Annotated in this window: 22 protein-coding genes; 11 read left to right on the top strand and 11 right to left on the bottom strand. The window is 51.3% G+C overall.

The window, feature by feature from the left end; translation table 11 throughout:
• Positions 1 to 36 precede the first annotated feature (36 nt).
• Positions 37 to 2,859, bottom strand: coding sequence for an excinuclease ABC subunit UvrA (uvrA, locus tag AC791_RS00200; protein WP_049838479.1), 2,823 nt, complete (start codon positions 2,857 to 2,859; stop codon positions 37 to 39).
• Between the two features lie 246 nt (positions 2,860 to 3,105).
• Here uvrA and ssb1 point away from each other — a divergent pair, with 246 nt between their 5' ends.
• The 3 genes from ssb1 (at position 3,106) to AC791_RS20675 (ending at position 5,982) form a co-directional block, all read left to right on the top strand.
• Entirely contained in the window at positions 3,106 to 3,651 is a 546-nt protein-coding gene (gene ssb1 / locus AC791_RS00195) for a single-stranded DNA-binding protein SSB1 (RefSeq protein WP_049838478.1), read from the top strand.
• Between the two features lie 331 nt (positions 3,652 to 3,982).
• Positions 3,983 to 5,098, top strand: coding sequence for a type IV toxin-antitoxin system AbiEi family antitoxin (locus AC791_RS00190; RefSeq protein ID WP_049838477.1), 1,116 nt, complete (start codon positions 3,983 to 3,985; stop codon positions 5,096 to 5,098).
• Positions 5,083 to 5,982: a hypothetical protein gene (locus tag AC791_RS20675; protein ID WP_049838476.1), complete on the top strand. Its 900-nt coding sequence runs from the start codon at positions 5,083 to 5,085 to the stop codon at positions 5,980 to 5,982. The genes AC791_RS00190 and AC791_RS20675 overlap by 16 nt, the downstream gene beginning before the upstream one ends.
• Positions 5,983 to 6,268: 286 nt before the next feature.
• Here the strand turns inward: AC791_RS20675 and AC791_RS00180 are convergent, their stop codons facing one another.
• Positions 6,269 to 6,550, bottom strand: coding sequence for a YjcB family protein (locus AC791_RS00180; RefSeq protein WP_049838475.1), 282 nt, complete (start codon positions 6,548 to 6,550; stop codon positions 6,269 to 6,271).
• 832 nt (positions 6,551 to 7,382) lie between these two features.
• Between AC791_RS00180 and AC791_RS00175 the strand changes: the two genes are divergently transcribed.
• Complete coding sequence (locus AC791_RS00175; protein WP_049838474.1) at positions 7,383 to 8,972, top strand: EAL domain-containing protein; 1,590 nt, start codon at positions 7,383 to 7,385, stop codon at positions 8,970 to 8,972.
• On the opposite strand, the gene soxS is transcribed toward AC791_RS00175, so the two are convergent.
• The gene (gene soxS / locus AC791_RS00170; RefSeq protein ID WP_049838473.1) at positions 8,957 to 9,286 is read right to left on the bottom strand and encodes a superoxide response transcriptional regulator SoxS; all 330 of its coding nucleotides are present in this window, start codon (positions 9,284 to 9,286) and stop codon (positions 8,957 to 8,959) included. The two genes, AC791_RS00175 and soxS, sit on opposite strands and share 16 nt — an antisense overlap.
• Before the next feature lie 84 nt (positions 9,287 to 9,370).
• Between soxS and soxR the strand changes: the two genes are divergently transcribed.
• From soxR to AC791_RS00150, 4 genes are all read left to right on the top strand, one after another.
• Complete coding sequence (gene soxR, locus AC791_RS00165) at positions 9,371 to 9,829, top strand: redox-sensitive transcriptional activator SoxR (protein WP_049838472.1); 459 nt, start codon at positions 9,371 to 9,373, stop codon at positions 9,827 to 9,829.
• Positions 9,830 to 9,876: 47 nt separating this feature from the next.
• The gene (locus AC791_RS00160; protein ID WP_049838471.1) at positions 9,877 to 10,548 is read left to right on the top strand and encodes a glutathione S-transferase family protein; all 672 of its coding nucleotides are present in this window, start codon (positions 9,877 to 9,879) and stop codon (positions 10,546 to 10,548) included.
• Between the two features lie 396 nt (positions 10,549 to 10,944).
• Entirely contained in the window at positions 10,945 to 12,294 is a 1,350-nt protein-coding gene (locus AC791_RS00155) for an NCS2 family permease (protein WP_049838470.1), read from the top strand.
• A 150-nt stretch (positions 12,295 to 12,444) separates the two neighbouring features.
• A complete protein-coding gene (locus tag AC791_RS00150; RefSeq protein WP_049838469.1) occupies positions 12,445 to 14,088 on the top strand; it encodes a Na+/H+ antiporter in 1,644 nt (547 codons plus the stop codon).
• 45 nt (positions 14,089 to 14,133) lie between these two features.
• Here AC791_RS00150 and AC791_RS00145 read toward each other — a convergent pair whose 3' ends face one another.
• The gene (locus AC791_RS00145; protein WP_049838468.1) at positions 14,134 to 15,024 is read right to left on the bottom strand and encodes a LysR family transcriptional regulator; all 891 of its coding nucleotides are present in this window, start codon (positions 15,022 to 15,024) and stop codon (positions 14,134 to 14,136) included.
• A gap of 104 nt (positions 15,025 to 15,128) precedes the next feature.
• On the opposite strand from AC791_RS00145, the gene AC791_RS00140 reads away from it, so the two are divergent.
• Together AC791_RS00140 and AC791_RS00135 are read left to right on the top strand one after the other, a co-directional pair.
• Positions 15,129 to 15,539 carry a CidA/LrgA family protein gene (locus AC791_RS00140; protein WP_049838467.1) on the top strand — a complete coding sequence of 137 codons (411 nt, stop codon included), beginning with the start codon at positions 15,129 to 15,131 and terminating at the stop codon, positions 15,537 to 15,539.
• Positions 15,532 to 16,221 (top strand): LrgB family protein, encoded by a 690-nt coding sequence (locus AC791_RS00135; RefSeq protein WP_049838466.1) that lies wholly within the window; start codon positions 15,532 to 15,534, stop codon positions 16,219 to 16,221. Before AC791_RS00140 ends, AC791_RS00135 begins: the two co-directional genes overlap by 8 nt.
• A 37-nt stretch (positions 16,222 to 16,258) precedes the next feature.
• Here the strand turns inward: AC791_RS00135 and actP are convergent, their stop codons facing one another.
• The 3 genes from actP to acs form a co-directional block, all read right to left on the bottom strand.
• Positions 16,259 to 17,908 (bottom strand): cation/acetate symporter ActP, encoded by a 1,650-nt coding sequence (gene actP, locus AC791_RS00130; protein ID WP_049838465.1) that lies wholly within the window; start codon positions 17,906 to 17,908, stop codon positions 16,259 to 16,261.
• Positions 17,905 to 18,219 carry a DUF485 domain-containing protein gene (locus AC791_RS00125; protein ID WP_049838464.1) on the bottom strand — a complete coding sequence of 105 codons (315 nt, stop codon included), beginning with the start codon at positions 18,217 to 18,219 and terminating at the stop codon, positions 17,905 to 17,907. The genes actP and AC791_RS00125 overlap by 4 nt, the downstream gene beginning before the upstream one ends.
• 74 nt (positions 18,220 to 18,293) lie before the next feature.
• The gene (gene acs, locus AC791_RS00120) at positions 18,294 to 20,252 is read right to left on the bottom strand and encodes an acetate--CoA ligase (protein WP_049838463.1); all 1,959 of its coding nucleotides are present in this window, start codon (positions 20,250 to 20,252) and stop codon (positions 18,294 to 18,296) included.
• A 414-nt stretch (positions 20,253 to 20,666) separates the two neighbouring features.
• Between acs and gltP the strand changes: the two genes are divergently transcribed.
• Positions 20,667 to 21,980: a glutamate/aspartate:proton symporter GltP gene (gltP, locus tag AC791_RS00115; protein ID WP_049838462.1), complete on the top strand. Its 1,314-nt coding sequence runs from the start codon at positions 20,667 to 20,669 to the stop codon at positions 21,978 to 21,980.
• A gap of 63 nt (positions 21,981 to 22,043) precedes the next feature.
• Here the strand turns inward: gltP and AC791_RS19445 are convergent, their stop codons facing one another.
• From AC791_RS19445 to AC791_RS00095, 4 genes are all read right to left on the bottom strand, one after another.
• Positions 22,044 to 22,196 (bottom strand): Hok/Gef family protein, encoded by a 153-nt coding sequence (locus AC791_RS19445; RefSeq protein WP_072094267.1) that lies wholly within the window; start codon positions 22,194 to 22,196, stop codon positions 22,044 to 22,046.
• A gap of 327 nt (positions 22,197 to 22,523) precedes the next feature.
• The gene (gene fdhF / locus AC791_RS00110) at positions 22,524 to 24,671 is read right to left on the bottom strand and encodes a formate dehydrogenase subunit alpha (RefSeq protein ID WP_077625393.1); all 2,148 of its coding nucleotides are present in this window, start codon (positions 24,669 to 24,671) and stop codon (positions 22,524 to 22,526) included.
• 289 nt (positions 24,672 to 24,960) lie between these two features.
• A complete protein-coding gene (locus AC791_RS00100; protein WP_049838459.1) occupies positions 24,961 to 25,422 on the bottom strand; it encodes a phosphonate C-P lyase system protein PhnH in 462 nt (153 codons plus the stop codon).
• 197 nt (positions 25,423 to 25,619) lie between these two features.
• A complete protein-coding gene (locus AC791_RS00095; protein WP_049838458.1) occupies positions 25,620 to 25,955 on the bottom strand; it encodes a zinc ribbon domain-containing protein YjdM in 336 nt (111 codons plus the stop codon).
• Positions 25,956 to 26,120: the final 165 nt, after the last annotated feature.

Genomic DNA, 26,120 nt, shown 5'->3' with positions numbered 1-26,120 from the left:
GATGCCGCTTCCTGAACGGGAAGCGGCAGATGAGGCTTACAGCATTGGCTTAAGGAAGCGCGCAGTGTGTGAGGCTTCGCACTCGGCAACCGTTTCTGGCGTGCCGGAGACGAGGATCTCACCGCCGCCGCTGCCGCCTTCCGGACCAAGATCGACAATCCAGTCAGCGGTTTTAACCACATCAAGGTTATGCTCAATCACCACAATGGTGTTGCCCTGATTGCGCAACTGATGCAGAACTTCCAGCAACTGTTGAATATCGGCAAAGTGCAGACCGGTGGTCGGTTCATCCAGAATATATAACGTCTGACCGGTACCGCGTTTTGACAGCTCGCGCGCCAGCTTCACGCGCTGGGCTTCACCGCCGGAAAGCGTGGTCGCCGATTGTCCAAGACGAATGTATGTCAGGCCTACGTCCATTAGCGTTTGCAGCTTACGCGCCAGCGCCGGTACGGCATCGAAAAACTCGCGCGCCTCTTCGATAGTCATATCCAGCACTTCATGGATAGTTTTACCTTTGTACTTCACTTCCAGCGTTTCGCGGTTATAGCGCTTGCCTTTACACTGATCGCACGGAACATAGATGTCCGGCAAAAAGTGCATTTCGACTTTGATCACGCCATCGCCCTGACACGCCTCACAGCGCCCGCCGCGCACGTTAAAGCTGAAGCGTCCCGGCGTGTAGCCGCGCGAGCGCGATTCAGGCACGCCAGCAAACAGTTCACGCACCGGTGTGAAAACGCCTGTGTAGGTCGCCGGGTTAGAACGTGGCGTACGGCCAATAGGACTCTGATCGATATCAATCACTTTATCGAAATGCTCAAGCCCCTGCACATCGCGGTACGGCGCGGGTTCAACAATGGTTGCACCGTTTAGCTGACGTTGTGCAATCGGAAACAGCGTATCGTTGATAAGCGTTGATTTACCGGAGCCGGAAACCCCGGTGATACAGGTGAACAGGCCTACCGGCAGCGTCAGGGTGACATCTTTCAGGTTATTACCACGAGCACCGGTGAGGCGAAGCACTTTCTCTGGATCGGCTTTTACACGCTCTTTTGGTACTTCAATCTTGCGCTGACCGCTCATAAACTGACCGGTTAATGATTCCGGCACCGCCATAATGTCTTTCAGCGAGCCTTCAGCAACCACCTGACCGCCGTGAACACCTGCACCAGGACCAATATCAATGACATGGTCCGCCGCACGGATGGCATCTTCATCATGCTCAACCACAATCACGGTATTACCGAGATCGCGCAGATGGACCAGCGTCCCCAGCAAACGCTCGTTGTCGCGCTGATGCAGGCCGATAGAGGGTTCATCCAGAACATACATTACCCCGACCAAACCTGCGCCAATCTGGCTTGCCAGACGAATACGCTGCGCCTCGCCGCCGGAAAGGGTTTCCGCAGAGCGTGAAAGCGTCAGGTAATTCAGGCCGACGTTTACCAGAAATTTCAGACGATCCCCAATCTCTTTGAGCACTTTTTCAGCAATTTGCGCGCGCTGGCCGGACAGCTTCAGATTATTAAAGAAGTCCATGGCGTGGCCGATGCTCATATCTGAGATGGTCGGCAGCGGCGTGTTTTCAACGAAAACATGGCGCGCTTCGCGGCGCAGGCGCGTTCCTTCGCAGGTTGCACAGGGACGATTACTGATGTATTTCGCCAGTTCCTCGCGCACCGCGCTGGACTCCGTTTCTTTGTAGCGACGCTCCATATTGTGCAGCACGCCTTCAAACGGATGGCGACGGACGGAAGTATCTCCGCGATCGTTCATATATTTGAATTCAATAGACTCTTTGCCGGAACCGAACAGGATGACTTTCTGTACGCTGGCGCTCAGGCTGCCCCAGGGCGCATCGACATCGAACTTATAATGCTCTGCCATTGAGCGCAGCATCTGGAAATAATAGAAGTTGCGGCGATCCCAGCCGCGAATTGCACCCCCTGCCAGAGACAGCTCGGGGTTTTGCAGTACCCGGTCAGGGTCAAAATACTGTTGTACGCCCAGACCATCACAGGTCGGACAGGCCCCTGCCGGGTTGTTAAACGAGAACAGACGCGGTTCAAGCTCGCGCATACTGTAGCCGCAAATCGGGCAGGCAAAGTTGGCAGAGAACAGCAGTTCTTCTGCTTTCGGATCGTCCATATCGGCAACGATTGCCGTACCGCCGGAAAGATCCAGCGCGGTTTCAAAGGATTCAGCCAGACGCTGCGAGAGATCGTCACGCACTTTAAAGCGGTCAATCACCACTTCAATGGTATGTTTCTTTTGCAGTTCGAGCGAGGGCGGATCGGAGAGATCGCAGACTTCGCCGTCAATCCTTGCGCGGATATATCCCTGACTGGCCAGGTTTTCCAGCGTTTTGGTATGCTCGCCCTTACGTTCTTTAATGATCGGGGCCAACAGCATCAGACGTCTGCTTTCTGGCTGTGACAGCACGTTATCAACCATCTGGCTGACCGTTTGTGCGGCCAGCGGCACATCGTGATCCGGACAACGCGGCTCGCCTACGCGGGCAAACAGCAGACGCAGGTAGTCGTGGATTTCAGTAATGGTACCAACGGTAGAACGCGGGTTATGCGACGTTGACTTCTGCTCTATCGAAATCGCAGGTGATAACCCCTCAATATGATCGACATCCGGTTTTTCCATCAGCGACAGAAACTGACGCGCATAGGCAGAAAGGGACTCGACGTAGCGACGTTGCCCTTCAGCGTATAGCGTGTCAAAAGCCAGAGAAGATTTACCAGAACCCGACAGCCCGGTGACGACAATCAGTTTGTCACGAGGGATAACGAGGTTGATGTTCTTTAGATTGTGGGTACGTGCGCCCCGAACTTCTATCTTATCCATTCACCTTTCCCGATAGCCAAATTTGTTTGAAGGACAAACGGCATTTTTGCAACTGAAACGGCTAATTATGACACAAATTAACCTGAATGAATATACAGTATAGGAATGCAACTTCCGCGCGGATGTGCAAAAATGTCGCAGAGAAGTTGTTTAACGGAATACACCTCGCATGTATCAAAGCGCGCACTGGAAATGTTACAATCGCGCGTTTACACTTATTAAGAATCGTTTTCAGGAGACACAATTATGGCCAGCAGAGGCGTAAATAAGGTGATTCTCGTCGGTAATCTGGGGCAGGACCCGGAAGTACGCTACATGCCGAGTGGTGGTGCAGTTGCTAACTTCACGCTGGCTACTTCCGAATCCTGGCGTGATAAGCAGACCGGTGAGACAAAAGAGCAGACTGAATGGCACCGTGTGGTGATGTTTGGCAAACTGGCAGAAGTAGCCGGCGAGTATCTGCGTAAAGGTTCCCAGGTCTACATCGAAGGTCAGTTGCGGACGCGTAAATGGACCGATCAGGGTGGTCAGGAACGCTATACCACTGAGATCAACGTCCCGCAAATCGGCGGCGTGATGCAAATGCTGGGCGGACGTCCTCAGGGCGGCGGCGCGCCGGCAGGCGGCGGCCAGCAGGGCGGTTGGGGTCAACCTCAGCAGCCACAGCAGCAGTCTCAGGGCGGTGGCAGCCAGTTTAGCGGCGGTGGGCAGGCTCGTCCTCAGCAGCAGCAGTCAGCCCCGGCACAGTCTAACGAACCGCCGATGGACTTTGACGACGATATTCCGTTCTAGAGTTGACTTGTGAGTCAGTTGAAAAAAAATAAATATTCAGGCCCCTGATAATTCAGGGGTTTTTCATTTTTACTGTCTGAAAAAAGTGCCAAGTATCAATTGACAATCTTTAGCGACGGCTAGCAACCTGGTTATGTTGCCACGCTTTTTGGATAATCGTGATATCAACTCTGGCAACAGTTTTTGATTAAAAGCTTTTCCTTGTTGATTAACATAAAGCTAAGTCTATAAAAGATTGCCAGCTGATCGGTTAGTGATAGTATAAGAACTAAAGTTTAGCCGATTCTCCCTTTTTTGCTGTGCAGCTAATAATGCATTGGAGGCTAATGTTATGAAGCATTACTCACATCGTTCAGGGTTTGAATTTGAAAGGCAGATGCTGGATGCGCTGGTGGAGGCTCTTGCTGAGGCATTTGGCCCCGAAGCCTCAGTGAGTGATGCTTCATATGAGCTTCATGGGGTAGAGCTTGATGGCATGATCAAGATTGAGACTCCGGGTAAAACCCTATACGTTTTCGTTGAGATCAAAAAGAAGGTTTACCCAAGAGACTTAAGGAATGCTGTTTACCAGCTCCAGAGAAGCATACAAGAAATTCATCATTGTCATGAAGCTATTGGACTGCTCGCGGCAGGCGTATTGAGTCCAGGCGCTAAGCAGGAGCTTAAGGAACAGAATATCGCCTCATTCGAGCTGGGGGGCAGCCTTTATCTAAAGCACGATGGCTGGTTCATCAATATTGAAAAGCCTTCTCATCGTTCTAAAAAGAACACACAGGACATTGACCTTTTCACTGAGGCTCGTGAAAGTGTCATCCATGCGCTTTTGAAGAATAGTCATGGGTGGCTAACTGGTACAGAGTTAGCAGAACAAGCTGAGACTTCCTCGTATACCTGCTCTCTCGTATTGAAGGAGTTGACGTTGCGTGAGTGGGTGGAGTCTACTGGTGGAGGGCCGAACAAGCGCAGAATGCTTACTCGCCCTGGTAAGCTTTTGGACGCCTGGTCTGAACAATGGAAGAAGCGCAAAGACAAGAAGTCGAAGTGGTACACCTTTGTCGAAAATCCCGAGCATCTGCTAACTCACCTTGCGGAACGGATAGATCGTCAGAATGTGGATTACCCGTGGGCGTTGACAGGCGCTGCGGCGGCTAATGTTTACACTCCATTGCTGACCAGTACTGAAGGGGCAGAGATCATAGTACCCAAGGGCTACACAGAGAGGATGGCTAACCTGCTAGACCTGAAACCCGTCAGTAAAGGGGCGAACGTTACGCTCATTGAACGCGAACCTGCGAGCTTACTTTACCGGGATATGCATCTGGGGGACTCTGTCTTTTTCGCAAGCCCTTACATTCTTTATCTGGACTTACTGGATGGGCGAGGCCGCAACAAAGAATTAGCTGACCATCTTAGAAAACGTTTGGAGTCATTATGGCAACAGGACTGAAGCCTCGTACAGCGGCTGGATACGATCAAGATGTCACTTTGGCCTGTGAGAGGACATTGCTCACATTACTAAGCGCCTTTGGGAATCTTAAGGACACCCTGAGACTTGTCGGTGGCCTGGTTCCTCGTTATCTCACGCCAGCGACTCCGCCTGATGTTCCTGTGCATGCGGGAACTTCTGACGTGGACATTGTGTTAAACCTGGAAGTACTGGCTTCTGGCAATGAATATACTAGCCTTGCGCAGCAATTAAAAGCACGGGAATTCACCCGATGGGTCGAAGAGGGAAAGTCTGCATCCTGGCGCTGGCGCCGCAAGGTCAATGACCGCATTGAGGTAGTCGTTGAACTTCTCCGGGATGCTGGCGATGAGGAACCTGGCCGGACCATTAGCGTCGATGGGGAAAAAGTATCGGCACTCACTATCAAACATGCCCGGATTGTTTACGATTGGTATCAGCAGAAAGAAATTTCTGCCCAACTCCTGGACGGTGATGGCTTATCAGTAGATGTCGTGCGATTTGCGGACGTGCCAGCATTTGTCATTTTGAAAGCGCTGGCTCTGGATCAACGCCAGGAGAGGAAGGATGCTGCTGACCTAATCCACGTGATCAGATATTCAGGCTCAATAAAGGAAGTTGCAGCGCTATTCGTTGAACGTATTTGTTCCGGGCAGCACCCAGAAGCTATTCTGGACGGCCTCGCGGCGCTCTCAAGACGCTTTGGGGACGACGAGCATGGCGAAGGCTATGAGAAGGTGGGGGCTGTCGCCTACGCACGCTTCTACGGCGAGGACGACGAAGATGAACTTGTTGGGCGGCAGCGTTTTGCTGCAGGGTTAGTTCAGGGCTTACTGGCTGAAATTAAGAGGCAGCAGGCAATTTAACGAAAACAGAATTGCCCCATGCAAACTTAGTTTTTTGGCTGATCTATCGACTCATTAGTCGCTGACAAAAATGTAATGTTTAACAGGGAATGTTATGAACAATTTTACGAAAAAATGACACTTGAGATATTTTTTTATTGAGACACCCACATTCCTTCACATATAGCCTGTTGTTATTACTGACACATTTAGTCGTAATGCATCAGTAAAGTCTAACCGTTCTAAGAACGTTATATCCCGACCAGCTCCCTTTTTGGGGCTGGTCAGTCTTTCCGGTTATGCATCATTACGTCACAACGACAGGCCACTCTGGCGGCAACTGTCCCATCGTTTCAACCATCACCCCTTTGGCGTTATGCAAAATGGCAGAAATATCCACCATTGAGATCCCCAGCAGGTTCATCGCGAACCAGAAGGCAGCAATCATGCCCAGAAGCGTGCTAATGACTGCTAACCCAACATAATCGCTTTTGCGAAACTGAATGTTTAATGTGCTGGCTAAAAACATCAGCCCGGCGCTTACCAGCGGCCAGCGCATCAACATGACGCTGGTAGTTATGGTCGCCATGAAATCTTATCCTCAGTGTGAATGATGTGCCTTCCATTACCCGTTTGTGAAGAGGCTCAGACGGCTGTCAGGCGAGTGAATTTTATGAAACAGTGTTTCCGCATTACAGGAAGTGTGAACTATATCACATTTGTTGCTTTATTCACCATCTGAGAGGCAGCTATCCTGCATACTGACGCGCAGAAAATGCCGTTTCCTGCGTTGAAACACCGCTATAGTGATAACGGTTCTTGTATAGGCCATTCCAGGCTTTGCAGTTATACTACGCATAAGAATTAAGCTACGATAAACGTTCTGTTCGTGAAAATTTCTATAAAATTCCAGCAATCAGATTAGTGGACGTGAGATTACGTTTTTTGTATGCCTTTAATAGCGCGGTTTTTAATTTTTATTTGGCATTTTTCTGTACACTGTTTTTATGTTTACTGCGACGATATCCATTCCCGGTAATTTAACTAATACTTAATTATTACGTGGTTTATCTTCAGTATAATAAGCGTAAAAGAGAGTACTTGTAATTCAGCGCGGACACTTTTTAAAAGCCAACTGATCAACCAGTTGATGCAGAACTATACAATATGCGCGCAACATCAACACGGCGTTTTCTGTTTTTTTACCCGGTCATGTATGCTTTTTCCTCTCCTTAATAAAAACGTGTTGCCTACTTTAAGTTTGGCTTACGGAAAAATATTATCGTCATAACTAAATATTAGGTTTTTGCGATAAAAAGTCGGTTGCTAATGTCGTATGATTCATGCAACGTAATCACATCTTTAATCAAAGTATCCATTTCGGAGCTCAGGCACATAAAATGCAGGGATATTAGGCTGAGATGAACCATAGCGTGCAACGCAAGGTGCTGAGAGTCCTCGGGATAATCATGGTAGTTTTACTGCCGGTGATGCTTGCGCTATGGTTTGCCCACTTAAGGGCCATTTCTGAAACCCGCGATCAGCTCCGTTCATTTGCGCAACTGGCGCTCAGTAAAACTGAGAAAGTCATTTATCAGGCCGATTTGGCGCGCGATGCTGCAGAGCAATTTCAGGGTGAGGTATGCAGTCCACACCATCGGCAGCAAATGTTGAATATTGTTCATGGCCGACTGTATGTTGATGATTTGATCTACGCCAAAGGGAATCATTTTTTATGCTCAACTTCTATTCGTCCTGGGTTGCCCTATCTGATGCCCAAAGAGAATTACTGGCGCAAACCTGATATTTTTATTTACTACTATCGCGACACACCCTTTTATCCTGGCTATAAAATGAACTATATGCAGCGAGGGAATTATATCGCTGTCATTAATCCTCTTTCTTACAGTGAAGTTATCTCAGAAGATCAGTCGCTCGCTTATGGTGTATACGATACCGTTACTAATGAATTTTTCTCAGTTAGCGAGCAGGCCGATCCTGGGATATTAAAAAAGCTTCTGCTTAATAAAGATTATACATTTCAACATGACGGTCGATTTTATACTATTGCCCGTTCTGCGAAACGGCCTATCGCGATTATTGTCTCTACGCTGTCATCGCGTTTTCATGACAATTTTTATCATCAGGTCTCTTTGACCCTGCCGCTGGGCATAATATGCAGTATCCTGATCCTGCTGGTCTGGGGACGAACGCATCGGGAGTTTAACTCCCCGCGCCGCCTGCTACAGCGTGCACTGCAAAAACGTCAGCTACGCCTGCATTACCAGCCAATTATCGATATTAAAAATAATCAGTGCGTCGGCGCTGAAGCGCTACTGCGCTGGCCTGGGTTTGAAGGTCAGGTGATGAGCCCGGCCGAATTTATTCCGCTGGCAGAAAAAGAGGGGCTGATTGAGCGGATCACGGATTACGTCGTTGACGAGGTATTTAGCGATTTGGGCGAGTTTCTTGCCGCGCACCCCCAGCTCTATATTTCAATTAATTTATCGGCTTCTGATTTCCACTCTTCGCGACTCATTGCCTTAATCTCTGATAAAGCACTGAAATATTCGGTGCTGGCCCAGCAGATCAAAATTGAAGTGACCGAACGTGGGTTTATTGATGTCCCTAAGACGACGCCGGTTATTCAGGCATTTCGTCAGGCCGGATATGAAGTCGCGATTGATGATTTTGGCACCGGATATTCAAACCTGCATAATCTCTACTCATTAAATGTCGATATATTGAAAATTGATAAATCATTTATTGATACCCTAAGCACCAACAACCTGATTGCTGAACATATTGTTGAGATGGCGCAGAGCCTGCGCCTGAAAACTATCGCAGAAGGGGTGGAGACGGCTGAGCAGGCCTCCTGGCTATTGAAGCGCGGCGTCCAGTATTGCCAGGGGTGGTACTTTGCTAAAGCGATGCCGTCGCATGAGTTTATTCTGTGGCTTCAACAGCCGATAACCCCGTCAAAGGCGCGTAAACATTACGCTGATATCTGATGACGGTAATCTGTCGGAGTCCGATCGAACTCGCGACGAAATACCCGGGAGAAGGTCTGCTGCGATACATAGCCCAGGTCCATCGCGATATCAAAAATGGGCCGCTGAGTCGTGCGCAACGCTTCAGCCGCCAGCCGTAAACGCCGCTGACGAATATAGTCCCCCAGCGTTTGATGCATGACCGCGCGAAACATTCGCTGTAGATACCACTTGGAGTAGCCGGACTTTCTGGCCACGATATCGATGTTAAGCGGTTGATCGATATGGTCATCAATCCACTCAATCAGCGTCTGAACTATTTCACGATGCGACATACAGCGTCCTCTTCTCATCATCAGATTCGTCATTTCTTTGCAAATGAGTATAATTCCTCAAGTTAACTTGAGGTAAAGCGGTTTATGGAAAAGAGATCTCCCCGTATCAAAGCGCTGCTCACGCCCGGCGAAGTCGCCAGACGGAGCGGTGTGGCCGTATCGGCTCTGCACTTTTACGAGAACAAAGGGTTGATTAAGAGCGTACGCAACAGCGGCAATCAGCGGCGTTACTCGCGCGATGTGCTGCGTTATGTCGCGATTATTAAGATTGCCCAGCGCATCGGTATTCCACTGGCCACCATTGGCGAGTCTTTTGGCGTACTGCCTGAAGGCCATAATCTGAGTGCCAGAGAGTGGGCACATCTCTCTTCGCAGTGGCGTGACGAGCTGGATCGGCGCATTCATACGCTGGAAGCACTACGCGATCAGCTTGATGGCTGCATCGGCTGCGGCTGCCTTTCCCGCCGGGATTGCCCGTTGCGCAACCCTGGCGACAAGCTGGGAGAAGAGGGGACAGGTGCGCGCCTGCTGGAAGAAGATTAAAGGTTAAACCTCTCCTATAGTTAATATCTTAACGACAGGAGAAAACCATGCTGAAGGTGCATCATCTTAATCAATCACGCTCGCAGCGTGTACTCTGGGCACTCGAAGAATTAGAACAGCCCTATGAGTTAGTGCGCTACCAGCGCGAGAAAACCATGCTGGCTCCGGCAGCACTCAAGAAGGTTCACCCGCTCGGAAAATCCCCGGTACTGGATGATGACGGACTCATTATTGCCGAATCGGGCGCGATTCTGGAGTATCTCGAAGAGTATTACGATCCGACGCACCAGCTACAACCGCAGGATAAAGAGCAGAAATTACAGTACCGCTTCTGGCTTCATTATGCGGAAGGATCGCTCATGCCGCTGTTATTAATGAAACTGGTGTTTACCCAGCTCGGTAAACCGCCGGTGCCGTTTGGATTGCGCACGGTGGGCAAGGCATTAGGGCAGGGCGTACAGAAAGCGTTTCTGAATCGGCAAATTGAAACCCATGCACGTTTTATTGAGTCTGAACTTGCGCATAAACCGTGGTTTGCGGGCGATACGCTGAGTATGGCGGACGTGCAGATGAGTTTCCCGATTTTTGCTCTGCTTTCACGCGGCGGTATTGATAACTTGCCGAATCTGCAAGCCTGGAAAAAGCGTGTTGAAATGCGTCCGGCCTGGAAACGTGCCATTGAAAAAGGCGGGCCGTTCTCTCTGCCAGGCGATCGTTAAAATGTAGACTGCTTATCTCTTTCCCATCTACTTATAAATCGCAACAAACGCGTTGCCGGATGCAATATAAACGATAACGTTTGCGCATGGGGTGGTTGTTTCTTAACCACTCTGCGCGATTCTTAGCAAAATGCTGCAAAGTTCAGTTGATAAAGGCGGGTTAAAGGCAGGATAATCGTTTGCCTTTTATTTTGTGCGCTGATGACGACCAATTTTGCCGCCTTCACTTGCCCACCAAATAACATTGTTAAGCCGTTTTGTCTGCGCGGAGTTAAACGTTTGCTTTTTACGGTGCCTCTTTACCGTAACGCAGCACAGGGAGATGACGTTTAACTGGCAGTGGATTGTCCACCACGTTGACCAACGAAAGATAAAAATTCTCAGGGGATGTTTTCTATGTCTACGCCTTCAGCGCGTACCGGCGGTTCACTTGACGCCTGGTTTAAAATTTCGGCTCGCGGAAGCTCTGTTCGTCAGGAGATCGTTGCGGGCCTAACGACTTTCCTGGCGATGGTGTATTCCGTCATTGTTGTACCAGGTATGCTCGGTAAAGCAGGTTTTCCGCCTGCCGCCGTTTTTGTAGCGACCTGCCTGGTCGCCGGCGTAGGTTCTATCGTCATGGGCCTGTGGGCAAATCTGCCGCTGGCGATTGGCTGTGCGATCTCGCTGACCGCGTTCACCGCGTTCAGTCTGGTGTTAGGCCAACAAATCAGTATTCCGGTTGCGCTGGGCGCAGTATTCCTGATGGGGATACTGTTTACGATTATTTCTGCGACCGGTATTCGTAGCTGGATCCTGCGCAATCTGCCGCAGGGCATCGCGCACGGTACCGGGATCGGGATCGGCCTGTTTCTCCTGCTTATTGCGGCCAACGGCGTAGGTCTGGTCATTAAAAACCCGATCGACGGCCTGCCGGTTGCGCTGGGTAACTTCGACAGTTTTCCGGTCATCATGTCGCTGATTGGCCTGGCGATGATCATTGGTCTCGAAAAGCTGAAAGTGCCGGGCGGTATTCTGCTGACTATCATCGGTATTTCCGTAGTTGGCCTGCTGTTTGATCCGAGCGTTCATTTCTCGGGTGTGTTTGCGATGCCGTCGTTGAGCGATGCCAATGGCGATTCGCTGATCGGCAGTCTGGATATTATGGGCGCGCTGAATCCGGTGGTACTGCCAAGCGTGCTGGCGCTGGTGATGACCGCGGTCTTTGATGCGACCGGTACTATTCGCGCAGTAGCCGGACAGGCAAACCTGCTGGATAAAGACGGTCAGATCATTAACGGCGGCAAAGCGCTGACCACCGATTCCCTGAGCAGCGTCTTTTCCGGGCTGGTCGGTGCGGCGCCGGCTGCGGTATATATCGAGTCTGCGGCCGGTACGGCTGCGGGCGGTAAAACCGGTCTGACAGCCATTGTGGTCGGCGTACTGTTCCTGCTGATCCTGTTTCTCTCGCCGCTCTCTTACCTGGTTCCTGCCTACGCGACCGCACCTGCGCTGATGTATGTCGGCCTGCTGATGTTAAGCAACGTCGCGCGCATCAACTTTGACGATTTTGTTGATGCCATGTGCGGTTTAATCACGGCAGTCTTTATCGTTCTGACCTGTAATATCGTGACCGGTATTATGATTGGCTTCGCAGCGCTGGTTGTGGGCCGTGTTGTGTCAGGCGAGTGGCGTAAGCTAAACGCAGGCACAGTCATTATTGCGGCGGCGCTGGTTGCTTTTTATGCAGGTGGCTGGGCAATTTAAGCTAACCGCACTGTTCATCTCTACCGGGTGGCGCAGGCCGCCCGTTTTTCTTTTTTTAAGGCACATCCTGTTTCCCTTCCGTTGACCACAATGTTCTACTATGGAAAGTGCGCAGTGCGCTTGATTCCACACAAAGCAAACAGGGACAGCATGGAAATTTTCTTCACAATTCTGATAATGACTCTTGTCGTCTCACTCTCCGGAGTGGTGACTCGCGTTCTTCCTTTTCAAATTCCACTTCCGTTAATGCAGATCGCCATTGGTGCACTGCTGGCCTGGCCGAGTATTGGCCTGCACGTTGAATTTGACCCGGAGCTTTTCCTCGTCTTATTTATTCCGCCGCTTCTGTTTGCTGACGGCTGGAAAACGCCGACCCGCGAATTTCTTGAGCATGGCCGGGAGATTTTTGGCCTGGCACTGGCGCTGGTACTGGTAACCGTTGCCGGAATTGGCTTTCTTATTTACTGGATGGTACCCGGCATTCCGCTGGTACCGGCCTTTGCGCTGGCAGCGGTATTGTCTCCCACCGATGCGGTTGCGCTTTCCGGAATTGTCGGTGAAGGACGCATCCCGAAAAAAATCATGGGCATTTTACAGGGCGAAGCGCTGATGAACGATGCCACCGGCCTGGTCTCGTTGAAGTTTGCCGTCGCCGTCGCCATGGGCACTATGGTCTTCACCGTGGGCGGTGCATCTGTAGAGTTCCTGAAGGTGGCAATTGGCGGTCTGCTGGCGGGCTTTATTGTCAGCTGGCTGTACGGACGTTCGCTGCGTTTTCTCAGCCGCTGGGGTGGGGATGAACCGGCAACGCAAATTGTCCTGCTGTTTCTGCTGCCGTTCGCCTCTTATCTGATTGCTGAACACGTTGGGGTGTCGGGAATTCTGGCCGCCGTTGCCGCCGGGATGACGATTACCCGCTCTGGCGTTATGCGTTCCGCGCCGCTGGCGATGCGTCTGCGTGCTAACAGCACCTGGGCCATGCTCGAGTTTGTGTTTAACGGCATGGTATTCCTGCTGCTGGGCCTGCAACTACCGGGTATTCTCGAATCGTCGCTGGCCGCCGCTGAAATTGATCCGAACGTCGAAACCTGGATGTTGTTTACCGATATCGTGCTGATCTACGCGGCGTTAATGCTGGTGCGTTTCGGCTGGCTGTGGACGATGCAGAAGTTCAGTCGCCGTTTCCTGAAGAAAAAGCCGATGGAGTTTGGCTCATGGTCCACGCGTGAGCTGTTAATCGCATCGGTTGCTGGGGTTCGCGGGGCTATTACCCTCGCCGGTGTACTCTCCATCCCGCTGCTTCTGCCGGATGGTAACGGCTTCCCGGCGCGTTATGAGCTGGTCTTTCTTGCCGCAGGCGTGATCCTCTTCTCCTTGTTTGTCGGCGTAATTACGCTGCCTATGCTGCTTCAGCAAGTTGAAGTGCGCGATCACGCTATGCAACAAAAAGAGGAGCGGCTGGCGCGTGCAGCGACGGCAGATGTCGCCATTGTGGCGATTGAGAAGATGGAAGAGCGCCTGGCTGCCAATATGGAAGAGAATATTGATGACCAGCTGCTGCGCGAGGTGAGTTCGCGGGTCATTGGTAATTTGCGCCGCCGTGCTGATGGCCGTAACGACGTCGAGCACTCTTTCCAGGAGGAGAATCTGGAGCGTCGCTTCCGTCTGGCCGCACTGCGCTCCGAACGGGCTGAGCTTTACCATCTGCGCGCGACCCGGCAAATCAGTAACGAAACGCTGCAAAAATTACTCCACGATCTGGATCTGATGGAAGCGTTACTGGTTGAAAAATAATCACGCCTTATCTCGCCGGGCACTGCCCGGCGATTTTTTACGCGCTTACGCTTTCTGCGAGAGCCAGAATCCTTCGCAGCAGGTTAGCCATGCTCGCGCGCTGTGAGATAAATACACCCCCTCCCGCCAGATCATCCCTAACTGCCAGTGCAGATCGCTTTGAAGCGGAAGCCAGCGTAGCGTCTCTTTATTTAGCCTTTCGCAAATGGGTTCGGGCAAAATTGCCAGCCCTATACCTGCCTGTACCATTGCCGCCAGAAAATCCCACTGCCCGCTGCGCACGGCGATTTTCGGTTTAACATCATGCTGGTGAAAAAGCTGCATAAGCTGACGGCTAAGCGCAAAATCTTCGTTATAAATGAGCAGAGGGTGGGCTGCGAGCTGTTCGGGAGAAATAGATGCGCAATTCAGCCACTCTCCCGAGCGGGGAACCAGCACGCAAAGCGGATGACTAAAGATGGGCAGGGTTGTCAGCCCACTGGCTTCTTCTACCGGCAGGGCGGTCATGGCGACATCCAGTTCACCATTCATCACTGCCTGCTGCACCGTCAGTCCGCCAAATTCAGAGATTTTTAGCTCAACGCCGGGGTAACGCTGGCGAAACAGACTAACAGGACCCGCCATCAGTACACCCACCATTGGCGGAATACCAAGCCTCAGTACGCCCTTATTGAGATGATTGATATCGTTTAATTCAGCCTCAAGCTGGTTAAATTCACTGAGGATCGCCAGACCTCTTTCGAATACCACGCGCCCGGTGTCGGTCAGCAGCAGCCTGCGTCCGTCGCGGATCAGCAGTGTGCAGCTCAGTTCATCTTCCAGGTTTTTGAGCATCTTACTGATAGTTGGCTGGGTGACGAAAAGGCGCTTTGCCGCACGCGTAAAACTCTGCTGGCGGACAACCTCGACAAAATAGCGTAGCGTTCTCAGGTCCATGGTTATTCCTTAAAACTATGGGGACGATGATTTTAATTCATTTTTTTCATCGACTGGCGCTCACTATAATGCGGTCTCTGATCCTATTCTCAGGAATTTTCTTCATGGCTGTGGCCGCCGGGCGCGTGATGCCTGCTTTTTTTCAACACCTCCAGACACCGGTGCAGGTTCTACTGTACGCCGGATTTTTTGTTATTGCTGAGTATCTCGTCGCATGGTTGCATTTACCTCTGCCGGCAAATCTGGTGGGGATGTTAATACTGTTGGTACTCATTGCCTGCCGGGTGATCCCACTGGCCTGGCTGCGCGCGGGTTCACGCTGGTTGCTGGCCGAAATGCTGCTGTTTTTCGTTCCGGCGGTCGTGGCGGTAGTGAATTATGTACAGCTGCTGATGGTGGACGGCTGGCGTATTTTTTCAGTGATCGCGATCAGTACGCTACTGGTGCTTGGCACCACCGCCTGGGTTGTTGATCGGGTCTGGCGTTACGAAATGCGCAGGCTAAACGATGAATAATCTGCTGCTTAACCTGCTCTGCCTGGCCGTGACGCTGGGACTGTATTATGCCAACAAGCGCTTGTACCGACGATTCCACAGGCTGCCACTGATGCCGCTGGTGCTGACACCCGTGCTGCTGGTATTAATGCTGATCCTCGGCCATATCTCGTATCAAAGCTATATGGGCGAATCTCACTGGCTACTGTGGCTGCTGGGGCCGGCAACTCTCGCATTCGCGGTACCAGTTTACGACAATCTGGCGGTGATCCGCCGTCACTGGATGTCGCTGTCGGCGGGCGTCATTACCGCCACCTTCGTCGCGGTTACCAGTTCCGTCTGGCTGGCGCGCGTGTTTATGCTGCCCGATACTATTCAGCGTAGCCTGGCAGTGCGTTCTGTCACGACGCCCTTTGCGCTGGCTGCGGCGCGGCCTCTGGGCGGACAGCCCGACCTGGTCGCATTATTTGTTGTTGTGACGGGGGTATTCGGTATGGCGGTGGGCGATATGCTATTTCTGCGACTGTCGATTCAGGCAGGCATGGCGAAAGGGGCCGGATTTGGAGCTGCTTCGCATGGCGCGGGTACGGCGCGGTCGTGGGAATTAGGTCCGCAGGAGGGCGTTATTGCCAGTCTGGTGATGATGCTATCGGGTATTGTGATGGTGCTGGTTGCACCGCTGGTCGCCTGGCTCATGTTTTGAACATCCCCGGTCGGATGACCGGGGCATAACGTCATTATTAATGCGCGCGACCCTGATCGATACCAATCCCGGTCTGAGAGCGAATAAACTGGGCGCGGAATTGCTCGCGCTCCAGCTTGCCTGACGCCGTATTATCGGTCGCCGAGAAGACCCAGATACCAATAAATGCCACGGCAATCGAGAACAACGCCGGATACTCGTACGGGAAGATGGCGGTCGCGTGACCGAGGATCTGGACCCAAATAGTCGGGCCAAGGATCATCAGGATCACAGCGGTTAGCAGCCCCAGCCAGCCGCCAATCATCGCCCCGCGCGTGGTCAGCTTCGACCAGTACATGGAGAGCAGGATGATCGGGAAGTTACAGCTGGCGGCGATAGAGAAGGCCAGTCCAACCATAAAGGCGATATTCTGATTTTCAAACAGAATACCCAGCAGGATCGCCACTACGCCCAGCACCAGAACGGTGATTTTTGATACGCGCAATTCATCACGTTCCGAAGCTCCTTTGCGAAACACGTTAGCATAGAGATCGTGTGAGACCGCCGATGCGCCAGCCAGCGTCAGCCCGGCGACGACCGCCAAAATAGTGGCGAAGGCGACAGCAGAGATAAAGCCAAGGAACAGGTTTCCTCCTACCGCATTTGCCAGGTGAACGGCGGCCATATTATTACCACCAATCAATACCCCGGCAGCATCTTTAAAGGCCGGATTTGCCCCAACCAGCATGATCGCGCCAAAGCCGATTATAAAAGTCAAAATATAGAAATAACCCATAAATCCGGTGGCATAGAAAACGCTCTTACGCGCTTCACGGGCATCGCTGACGGTGAAGAAACGCATCAGAATGTGCGGGAGTCCGGCGGTACCAAACATTAGACCCAGCCCGAGCGACAGCGCAGATATCGGATCTTTAACCAGCCCGCCAGGGCTCATGATCGCCACCCCTTTGGGGTGAACCGCCATCGCCTCAGAGAACAGATTGCTGAAGCTAAAGCCCACATGCTTCATTACCATAAAGGCCATAAAACTTGCGCCGAACAGCAGCAGTACGGCTTTAATAATCTGCACCCAGGTGGTTGCCAGCATACCGCCAAACAGGACGTACATCACCATCAACACGCCAACCAGCACCACTGCAACATGGTAATTAAGGCCAAACAGCAGTTCGATCAACTTACCCGCGCCGACCATCTGAGCGATCAGATATAGCGCGACAACGACCAGCGAGCCGCAGGCAGAGAGAATACGAATGGGGCCCTGTTTCAGACGGTAGGAGGCAACGTCTGCAAAAGTAAAACGTCCAAGGTTGCGCAGCCTTTCCGCAATCAAAAACAGGATAATCGGCCAGCCGACCAGGAAGCCGAGAGAGTAAATCAGTCCGTCATAGCCGGAGGTATAGACCAGCGCGGAAATGCCGAGAAAGGAGGCCGCAGACATGAAATCGCCCGCAATGGCCAGCCCATTCTGAAAGCCGGTTATGTTACCACCGGCCGTATAATAGTCGTTACGTGAGCGTACCCGTTTTGAGGCCCAGTAGGTAATATAAAGTGTAAAGGCGACAAAAATCAGGAACATGATAATGGCCTGCCAGTTAGTTGGCTGGCGTTCTACCGCGCCGGTAAGCGCATCAGCCGCACTGGCGGCAACCGGCAACGTGGCGACGAGCGCCGTCAGGGTTTTTTTCATGGTTGGTTGACCTCGCGGATGACGGCAGCGTTAAGACGATCAAATTCACTGTTTGCCCGCCAGACGTATACGCCAGTCAGGATGAATGAAATAACGATTACGCCAATCCCAACAGGAATACCGCGAGTGACGCTGGTGCCGGCATATAAGGGGGTGCCCAGCCAGCCCGGCGCAAAGGCAATCAGCAGAATAAAACCAACGTAGATGATCAGCATAATGATCGAGAGCATAAAGGCGAAGCGTTGCCGCTTTTCAACCAGCTCCCGAAAATGCGCATTGCTTTCTATCCGCTGATAAATGGTGTCATTCATCACAGAGTCTCCAGAGGTAGGGTAACGTTTTGTTTTAATTATCCTCTCCCTTTACGGGAGAGGTGGGGATGAGACTAGGACGGCATCGCCAGGGACTGCTTCTCTTCGAGCAGTTTTTCCACAACGCCAGGATCGGCTAGTGTCGAGGTATCACCCAGATTGCTGGTGTCGCCGGCGGCGATTTTGCGCAGGATACGACGCATAATTTTGCCGGAGCGGGTTTTTGGCAGGGAGTCAGTCCAGTGCAGTACGTCCGGCGTGGCCAGCGGACCGATTTCCTTACGTACCCAGTTGCGTACCTCGGTATATAGCTCAGCGGAAGGTTCTTCGCCGTGGTTCAGGGTGACGTAAGCGTAAATCGCCTGGCCTTTAATATTATGAGGAATACCGACTACCGCCGCTTCAGCGATTTTAGGGTGTGACACCAGCGCCGATTCGATTTCGGCAGTGCCCAGGCGGTGACCAGAAACATTCAGGACATCATCGACGCGGCCGGTGATCCAGTAGTAACCGTCTTCATCCCGGCGGGCACCGTCACCGCTAAAATAGTAGTTTTTGAAGGTCGAAAAGTAGGTTTGTTCGAAGCGTTCGTGATCGCCAAACAGCGTGCGCGCCTGACCAGGCCACGAATCAGCGATTACCAGATTACCTTCAGTCGCGCCCTCCTGCGGATGACCTTCGTTATCGACCAGCGCGGGCTGGACGCCAAAGAAAGGCCGCGTGGCGGAACCGGCTTTGAGTTCAATGGCACCGGGAAGCGGAGTGATCATGAAACCGCCTGTTTCAGTTTGCCACCAGGTATCCATGACCGGGCATTTTTCATTCCCGATCTTTTTCCAGTACCACTCCCACGCTTCCGGGTTAATTGGCTCGCCAACAGATCCCAGGATACGCAGTGAATTGCGTTCGGTGCCCTGAATAGCGTTGTCGCCTTCAGCCATCAGCGCACGAATAGCCGTCGGCGCGGTATACAGGATATTCACCTGATGCTTGTCGACGACCTGCGACATGCGAGCCGGCGTTGGCCAGTTAGGTACGCCTTCAAACATTAATGTCGTGGCTCCGCAGGCCAGAGGGCCGTACAGCAAATAGCTGTGCCCGGTGACCCAGCCAACATCTGCGGTACACCAGTAGACTTCATCTTCTTTATAATCAAAGACATATTTGAAGGTCGTGGCGGCATAAACTAAATAGCCGCCGGTAGTATGCAGTACCCCTTTCGGTTTGCCGGTAGAACCTGAGGTATAGAGAATAAACAGCGGGTCTTCCGCATTCATCTCTTCAGGCTGGTGCTGTGCGCTGGCTTTTTCAATCAGATCGCTCCACCACAGATCGCGACCTTCCTGCCAGTCGACGGCGCCACCGGTACGCTTCAGGACAATAACGTGCTCAACGCTTTTTACGTGAGGATTTTTTAGCGCATCATCAACGTTTTTCTTCAGCGGAATACTGCGGCCGGCACGAATACCTTCATCAGCGGTAATGACCAGCCGTGAGCTTGAGTCAATAATGCGCCCGGCCACGGCTTCAGGTGAAAAGCCGCCGAAAATCACCGAATGTACCGCACCAATTCGCGCGCAGGCCAGCATGGCGACAGCAGCTTCCGGTACCATAGGCATATAAATAGCAACAACATCGCCTTTTTTAATCCCCAGCTCCGTCAGGGTATTAGCAAAGCGGCAAACGTCTTCATGTAACTGGCGATAAGAAATGTGTTTACTCTGGGTGGCATCATCGCCTTCCCAGATAATTGCAGTCCGATCGCCGTGCCCGTGCAAATGGCGATCCAGGCAGTTAGCCGCCAAATTCAGCGTGCCGTCTTCATACCATTTGATGGAAACGTTGCCGGGCGCAAAAGACGTATTTTTGACTTTTGTATACGGTGTTATCCAGTCGAGGATTTTACCCTGTTCACCCCAGAAAGTATCCGGGTCGGTTACGGACAATTGATATTTCTCTTGATACTGCTCCGGGTTAATCAGGCAGTTTTCCGCAATATTGGCGGGAATGGCATGTTTGTGAATTTGGCTCATGGCTTTTTTTCTCCTTGTAAGATGTTAATGATATGTCACATAAACGTTAATTACAGGAGGGTGGATAAGCTTTGTTTATTTTTTGGGCGGCAGATCACGCAATAAATGTAGTGTTTGAAAAAGCAGCAATCAGTTCTTTGACGGATAATAATTTATCCTGGCAATTATTAAAAACAGGTCGTTAAATTATTTATTTATAACATAAGGTTATAGAACATAACTGTTAATAACCTGAGTTTAAACGTGCATTGTGAGCCAACTACACGCTCGGGAAAGGGTTGCATACTATAGGCCGCAAGTGGTACTGATTATACGCGCAAAAAATCCTAAAAAAGGACGCACCGTAATTTCATACCGCTCACCCGGCCTCATTCGCATTTTGAGTGGGTCTGCTTGTTAAGGACGTTCGTTATTATGAAAACTTTTAAACTCAGCCTGGCATGGCAAATTTTGCTGGCCCTTGTGCTGGGCATTCTCCTGGGAAGCTATCTTCATTACCAAAGCGATAGCCGCGAATGGCTCATTGCAAACCTGCTCTCACCGGCCGGTGATATCTTTATTCATCTCATCAAAATGATAGTCGTTCCTATTGTTATTTCCACTTTAATTGTGGGGATCGCAGGCGTCGGTGATGCAAAACAGCTCGGACGTATTGGCGCGAAGACTATTTTATATTTCGAAGTGATCACGACGATTGCCATTATTATTGGTATTACGCTGGCGAATGTGTTTCAGCCGGGCGCGGGTATTGATATGGCGCAGCTGGCAACCGTGGATATTTCGAAATATCAAAGTACGACAGCAGAAGTGCAAAGCCATGCGCATGGGCTGATGGGCACGATTCTGTCGCTGGTTCCGACCAATATCATCGCGTCGATGGCAAAAGGCGATATGCTGGCGATTATCTTCTTTTCCGTACTGTTCGGCCTCGGTTTGTCGTCTTTGCCAGCCACACATCGTGAACCGCTGGTCACCGTCTTCCGTTCTATTTCGGAAACCATGTTTAAAGTCACGCACATGGTAATGCGCTATGCGCCGATTGGGGTATTTGCCCTGATTTCCGTCACCGTAGCGAACTTTGGTTTTGCCTCGCTATGGCCGCTGGCCAAACTGGTTATCCTGGTGCACTTCGCCATTATTTTCTTTGCGCTGGTGGTTCTCGGTACCGTGGCGCGGATATGTAAATTACGTATCTGGACGCTGATCCGCATCCTGAAAGAAGAACTGATCCTGGCCTATTCAACCGCCAGTTCTGAAAGCGTTCTGCCGCGTATCATTGAGAAAATGGAAGCCTACGGCGCACCGGCGTCGATAACCAGCTTTGTCGTGCCTACCGGTTATTCATTCAACCTTGATGGATCTACACTCTATCAGAGTATTGCGGCCATCTTTATTGCTCAGCTCTACGGTATCGATCTGTCCCTGAGCCAGGAAATTATTCTCGTGCTGACGCTGATGGTGACCTCAAAAGGCATTGCTGGCGTACCGGGCGTTTCTTTTGTGGTACTGCTGGCAACGCTTGGCAGCGTCGGTATTCCGCTGGAAGGGCTGGCATTTATTGCCGGTGTTGATCGTATCCTCGACATGGCGCGTACCGCGTTAAACGTCGTCGGTAACGCGCTGGCCGTGCTGGTTATCGCCAAGTGGGAGCACAAGTTTGACCGCAAAAAAGCGCTGGCCTACGAACGTGAAATGCTGGGGAAATTTGATAAGACGGCGAATCAGTAATTAACGGGTGCATTAAGGCCTCTGCTCCGGAAAAGAACAGGCGGGTTTCCCCGCCTGTTGATTTTAATTAGCCGTACAGGCTAATTTCGCCGCCACCTCCTGATGCCTACTCTTTATTGTTAACTCGCATAACCTGCCGCGATTAATAAAGGTAAATATCACTATGGTCAGACAAACCACAACTAAAATGGCTAACACATATTTCAATGGCGTCATGCCTTTTACTCCTTGCAAACGTAAGGGTAAGAGGCTAATCTCAACTTGTTCGGAGTTGAGGGATAGCCTCGGGTTAATGGAAACATTGCCCGGGGCTTTCTGCTTTCTGTCCCTCAAACGTGCTTAAGACAGAAAGCCTTAAGCACCCGCGAAATAGCATATTCTTTTTATCGCTAAACGAAAGCGAAAATGTAATGTAATTTATGCATGAGTAATTACATTAATCTGGAAGCAGATCCACAACTTTTCCTTATTAATATCCTGCGCAAATAAAAAAGCGGCAAATATTATCGCCGCTTTTATTAATGATATCGGTAAGCTAAAAGATTAACCCATTGCACTTTCGCGCAGGCTGGCTTTCAGTTTGGTGTACTCATCGATCACATACTGCTCGGCGGCACGTTGATCGGCAATGCGTTCAACGTTAACCGCGCAGTATTTGTACTCCGGCGTTTTGGTAATCGGACTTAAGTTTTCAGTAACCAGCTCGTTACAGGCACCAATCCACCACTGGTAGGTCATATAAATCGCCCCTTTATTAGGACGATCGCTGACCTGGGCACGCGTAATAATCCGGCCTTTACGGGAATTGACCCATATCAGCGCTTCATCTTCAATACCCAGACGCGCCGCGTCAGCAGTGTTGATTTGCGCATAGCCCGGTTCATCTGCCAGTGCAGCCAGTGCAGCACAGTTTCCGGTCATCGAACGACAGGAGTAATGGCCGACTTCACGCACGGTAGAAAGTACCATGGGATACTCGTCGGTAAGCTTATCGATAGGTGCAACCCAGTCACAGGTAAAGAACTGTGCCAGACCGTTCGGGGTATCAAACTTCTCTTTGAAGAGATATGACGTTCCCTGGTCCGCATCCGATGTGTCCCGGCATGGCCACTGGATATAGCCCAGTTCGCCCATCTTCTCGTATGTCGCACCGTAGAATTCCGGACACAAACTGCGCAACTCATCCCAGATTTCCTGAGTATTGCGATAGTGCATCGGATAACCCATGCGGGTGGCGATCTCACTGATGATTTGCCAGTCGGTTTTCAGATCCCATTTAGGTTCCACCGCTTTAAAGAAGCGCTGGAAACCACGGTCAGCGGCAGAGAAGACACCTTCATGCTCTCCCCACGACGTAGACGGTAAAATAACGTCTGCTGCCGCGGCAGTTTTGGTCATGAAGATATCCTGCACGATAACCAGTTCCAGATCTTCAAAGCCTTTACGTACGGCAGAGAGTTCTGCATCAGTCTGGAGCGGATCTTCACCCATGATGTATGCTGCGCGGACTTCGCCATGTGCCGCACGGTGCGGCAGTTCGCTAATGCGATAGCCGGTGTGGGCAGGCAAGCTTTCTACGCCCCAGGCTTTGGCAAATTTTTCCCGATTTTCCGGGTATTTAACGTACTGGTAACCCGGATAGGTATCCGGCAGCGCGCCCATATCACATGCACCCTGGACGTTGTTCTGACCGCGGACCGGGTTCACACCCACACTCGGTTTGCCCAGGTTACCGGTCAACATCGCGAGGCTGGTCAGTGAACGCACGGTTTCCACACCCTGATAGAACTGGGTAACGCCCATGCCCCACAGAATAGCGGCAGATTTAGCACCTGCGTACATCCGTGCGCATTTGCGAATGTCGTCAGCGCTGATACCGGTAATGTCCTCAACGGACTCCGGCGTATAGCCTTCGACAATTTTACGGTACTCTTCGAAGCCTTCCGTACGCGCGGTAATAAACGCCTGGTCGTACAGTTTTTCTTCAATAATGACATGACCAAACGCATTCAACAGCGCGATATTCGAGCCGTTTTTCAATGCGAGGTGCATATCAGCAATGCGCGCCGTTTCAATTTTGCGCGGATCGCAGACGATAATTTTTGCCCCATTACGTTTGGCGTTAATCACATGATTCGCCACGATAGGGTGAGAGTCTGCCGGGTTGTACCCAAAGATGAATACGAGATCCGTATTATCAATCTCATTGATGGCATTACTCATTGCGCCGTTACCGACCGACTGGTGCAGACCTGCAACCGATGGGCCGTGTCAGACGCGTGCGCAGCAGTCGACGTTATTGGTACCAATAACGGCGCGCGCAAATTTTTGCATTACATAGTTAGTTTCATTACCCGTTCCGCGTGAGGAACCGGTAGTTTGAATAGCATCCGGACCGTATTTCGCTTTGATCGCGCTCAGGCGATCGGCAACGTAATTCAGCGCTTCGTCCCAGGAGACGGATTCAAGTTTGCCGCCACGCTGGCGACGGATCATAGGGGTTTTCAGACGCGGGGTCAGGATCTGGGTATCGTTAATGAAATCCCAGCCGTAATAGCCCTTCAGACACAGAGTTCCCTGGTTGGTTTTCCCCTGTGCCGCTTCCGCCCTGACGATTTTGCCGTTATTGACCACCAGGTTAATTTTGCAACCTGATGCACAATACGGGCAAACCGTGACGACTTTTTTCATCGGTCTTGCTCCAGTTAATCAAATCGCGCATACGCGCTATCGCTCCTCAGTATGCATCTTTTATGCCATGTTTATATTGTGGGCTTTCCCTGATGTTACGGATAAATTTCGGTCAAAATGCTGACGAAAAGCAGACTGTCGTCAGATTTGACGTGTCGAATCAGGAAGAGGTGACGCTCGCAGAAGCGCCAGGCCGGAGAGGAGGATAAGCATGGAGTCAGTGAAGGGTGAAAACGACTGTATCAATATAACGTTTGTGGATTAAGACATTTACCCGGCTGTCGCGGGATCATTTTTCGCCGCCGGCCTCAATACAGGTCGTGCGTCGGATCGCCATCAGCCTGTCACCGCAGCTAAGGATCAAATCGATGCCCAGCGCCATCGGCATGTGCCGTTCCGTCAGGGCGTTAAGAATACAGGCCGGAAGCTTCGGGGCAATCATCCTCTCTTCCGCGATCCCGTCGCCGGTCAGACGCAGCATTAAACCTCCGCTAAGGCTGGTGACCTCCAGAATCAGCATCGCATCAGGGGCAATGCGCAGATTTTGCTCGACCATTTGTTCACTGGCGGTTGCCGGGAGCCAGACTGGCGTATGACTACCCGCCAGGGCCATCAGTTTATTCACTGTTGCAAGATCAAGCGGCTGGTGAAGTGAAATAATCACGCCCGGCTCGTTCATGGCTTTAGTCAGGCGACGAGAGGCAGAGTGTTTATTCTCAGCAGCAAACGTAAAAGCAGTATTCAGGGTCATACATTATCTCCAACAACCAGCATAATAAGTCATTCCGGCTGGCTGGTGAGGTTTACGGCACGGTGACGAGATCATTATTGAGTGATGCAGGAGTATCGTGGCGGATTATGATGACGGTGGTGTTACAGAACGATGAACGGGAGATGAAGAGTGGCGAAGGAGAACGGCAGGCGGGCAGCGGGGGCCCGCCTCAGGGATCAGTTTTTTTTCACGAACTCAGATTTCAGCTTCATGGGGCCAAAACCGTCGATTTTACAGTCAATGTTATGATCGCCTTCGACCAGACGAATATTTTTCACTTTAGTGCCAATTTTCAGCATGGTGGAGCTGCCTTTGACCTTAAGATCTTTCACTACCGTCACGCTGTCACCGTCTGCCAGCAGGTTACCATTGGCATCCTTAACAATCAGCCGATCGCTGTCCTCCGCCGGTTCAGCATCATTCCATTCGTGGGCGCATTCCGGGCAGATGAACATACCGTTATCTTCATAGGTGTATTCGGAATTGCATTTTGGGCAGTGGGGAAGTTGCATGATTAGATCCTCATAAGTGCGTGCAAAATGGCGGTTAGCCAGAAAAAACCGACATTTAGCCGGAAAAGGCGGCGATTATACCTTAAAAGCCGTACTTTTGTTGATGCTATCGCTGAATCTTTGCGCTGCTGCCGGTTAACGCCTGACAGAGCTGCTGCGCCAGGG

The organism is Klebsiella sp. RIT-PI-d (genome assembly GCF_001187865.1).
Classification (GTDB): Bacteria; Pseudomonadota; Gammaproteobacteria; order Enterobacterales; family Enterobacteriaceae; genus Superficieibacter.
The sequence above is the reverse complement of the archived record's forward strand: the minus strand, read 5'-3'. Positions and strand labels throughout refer to the sequence as shown.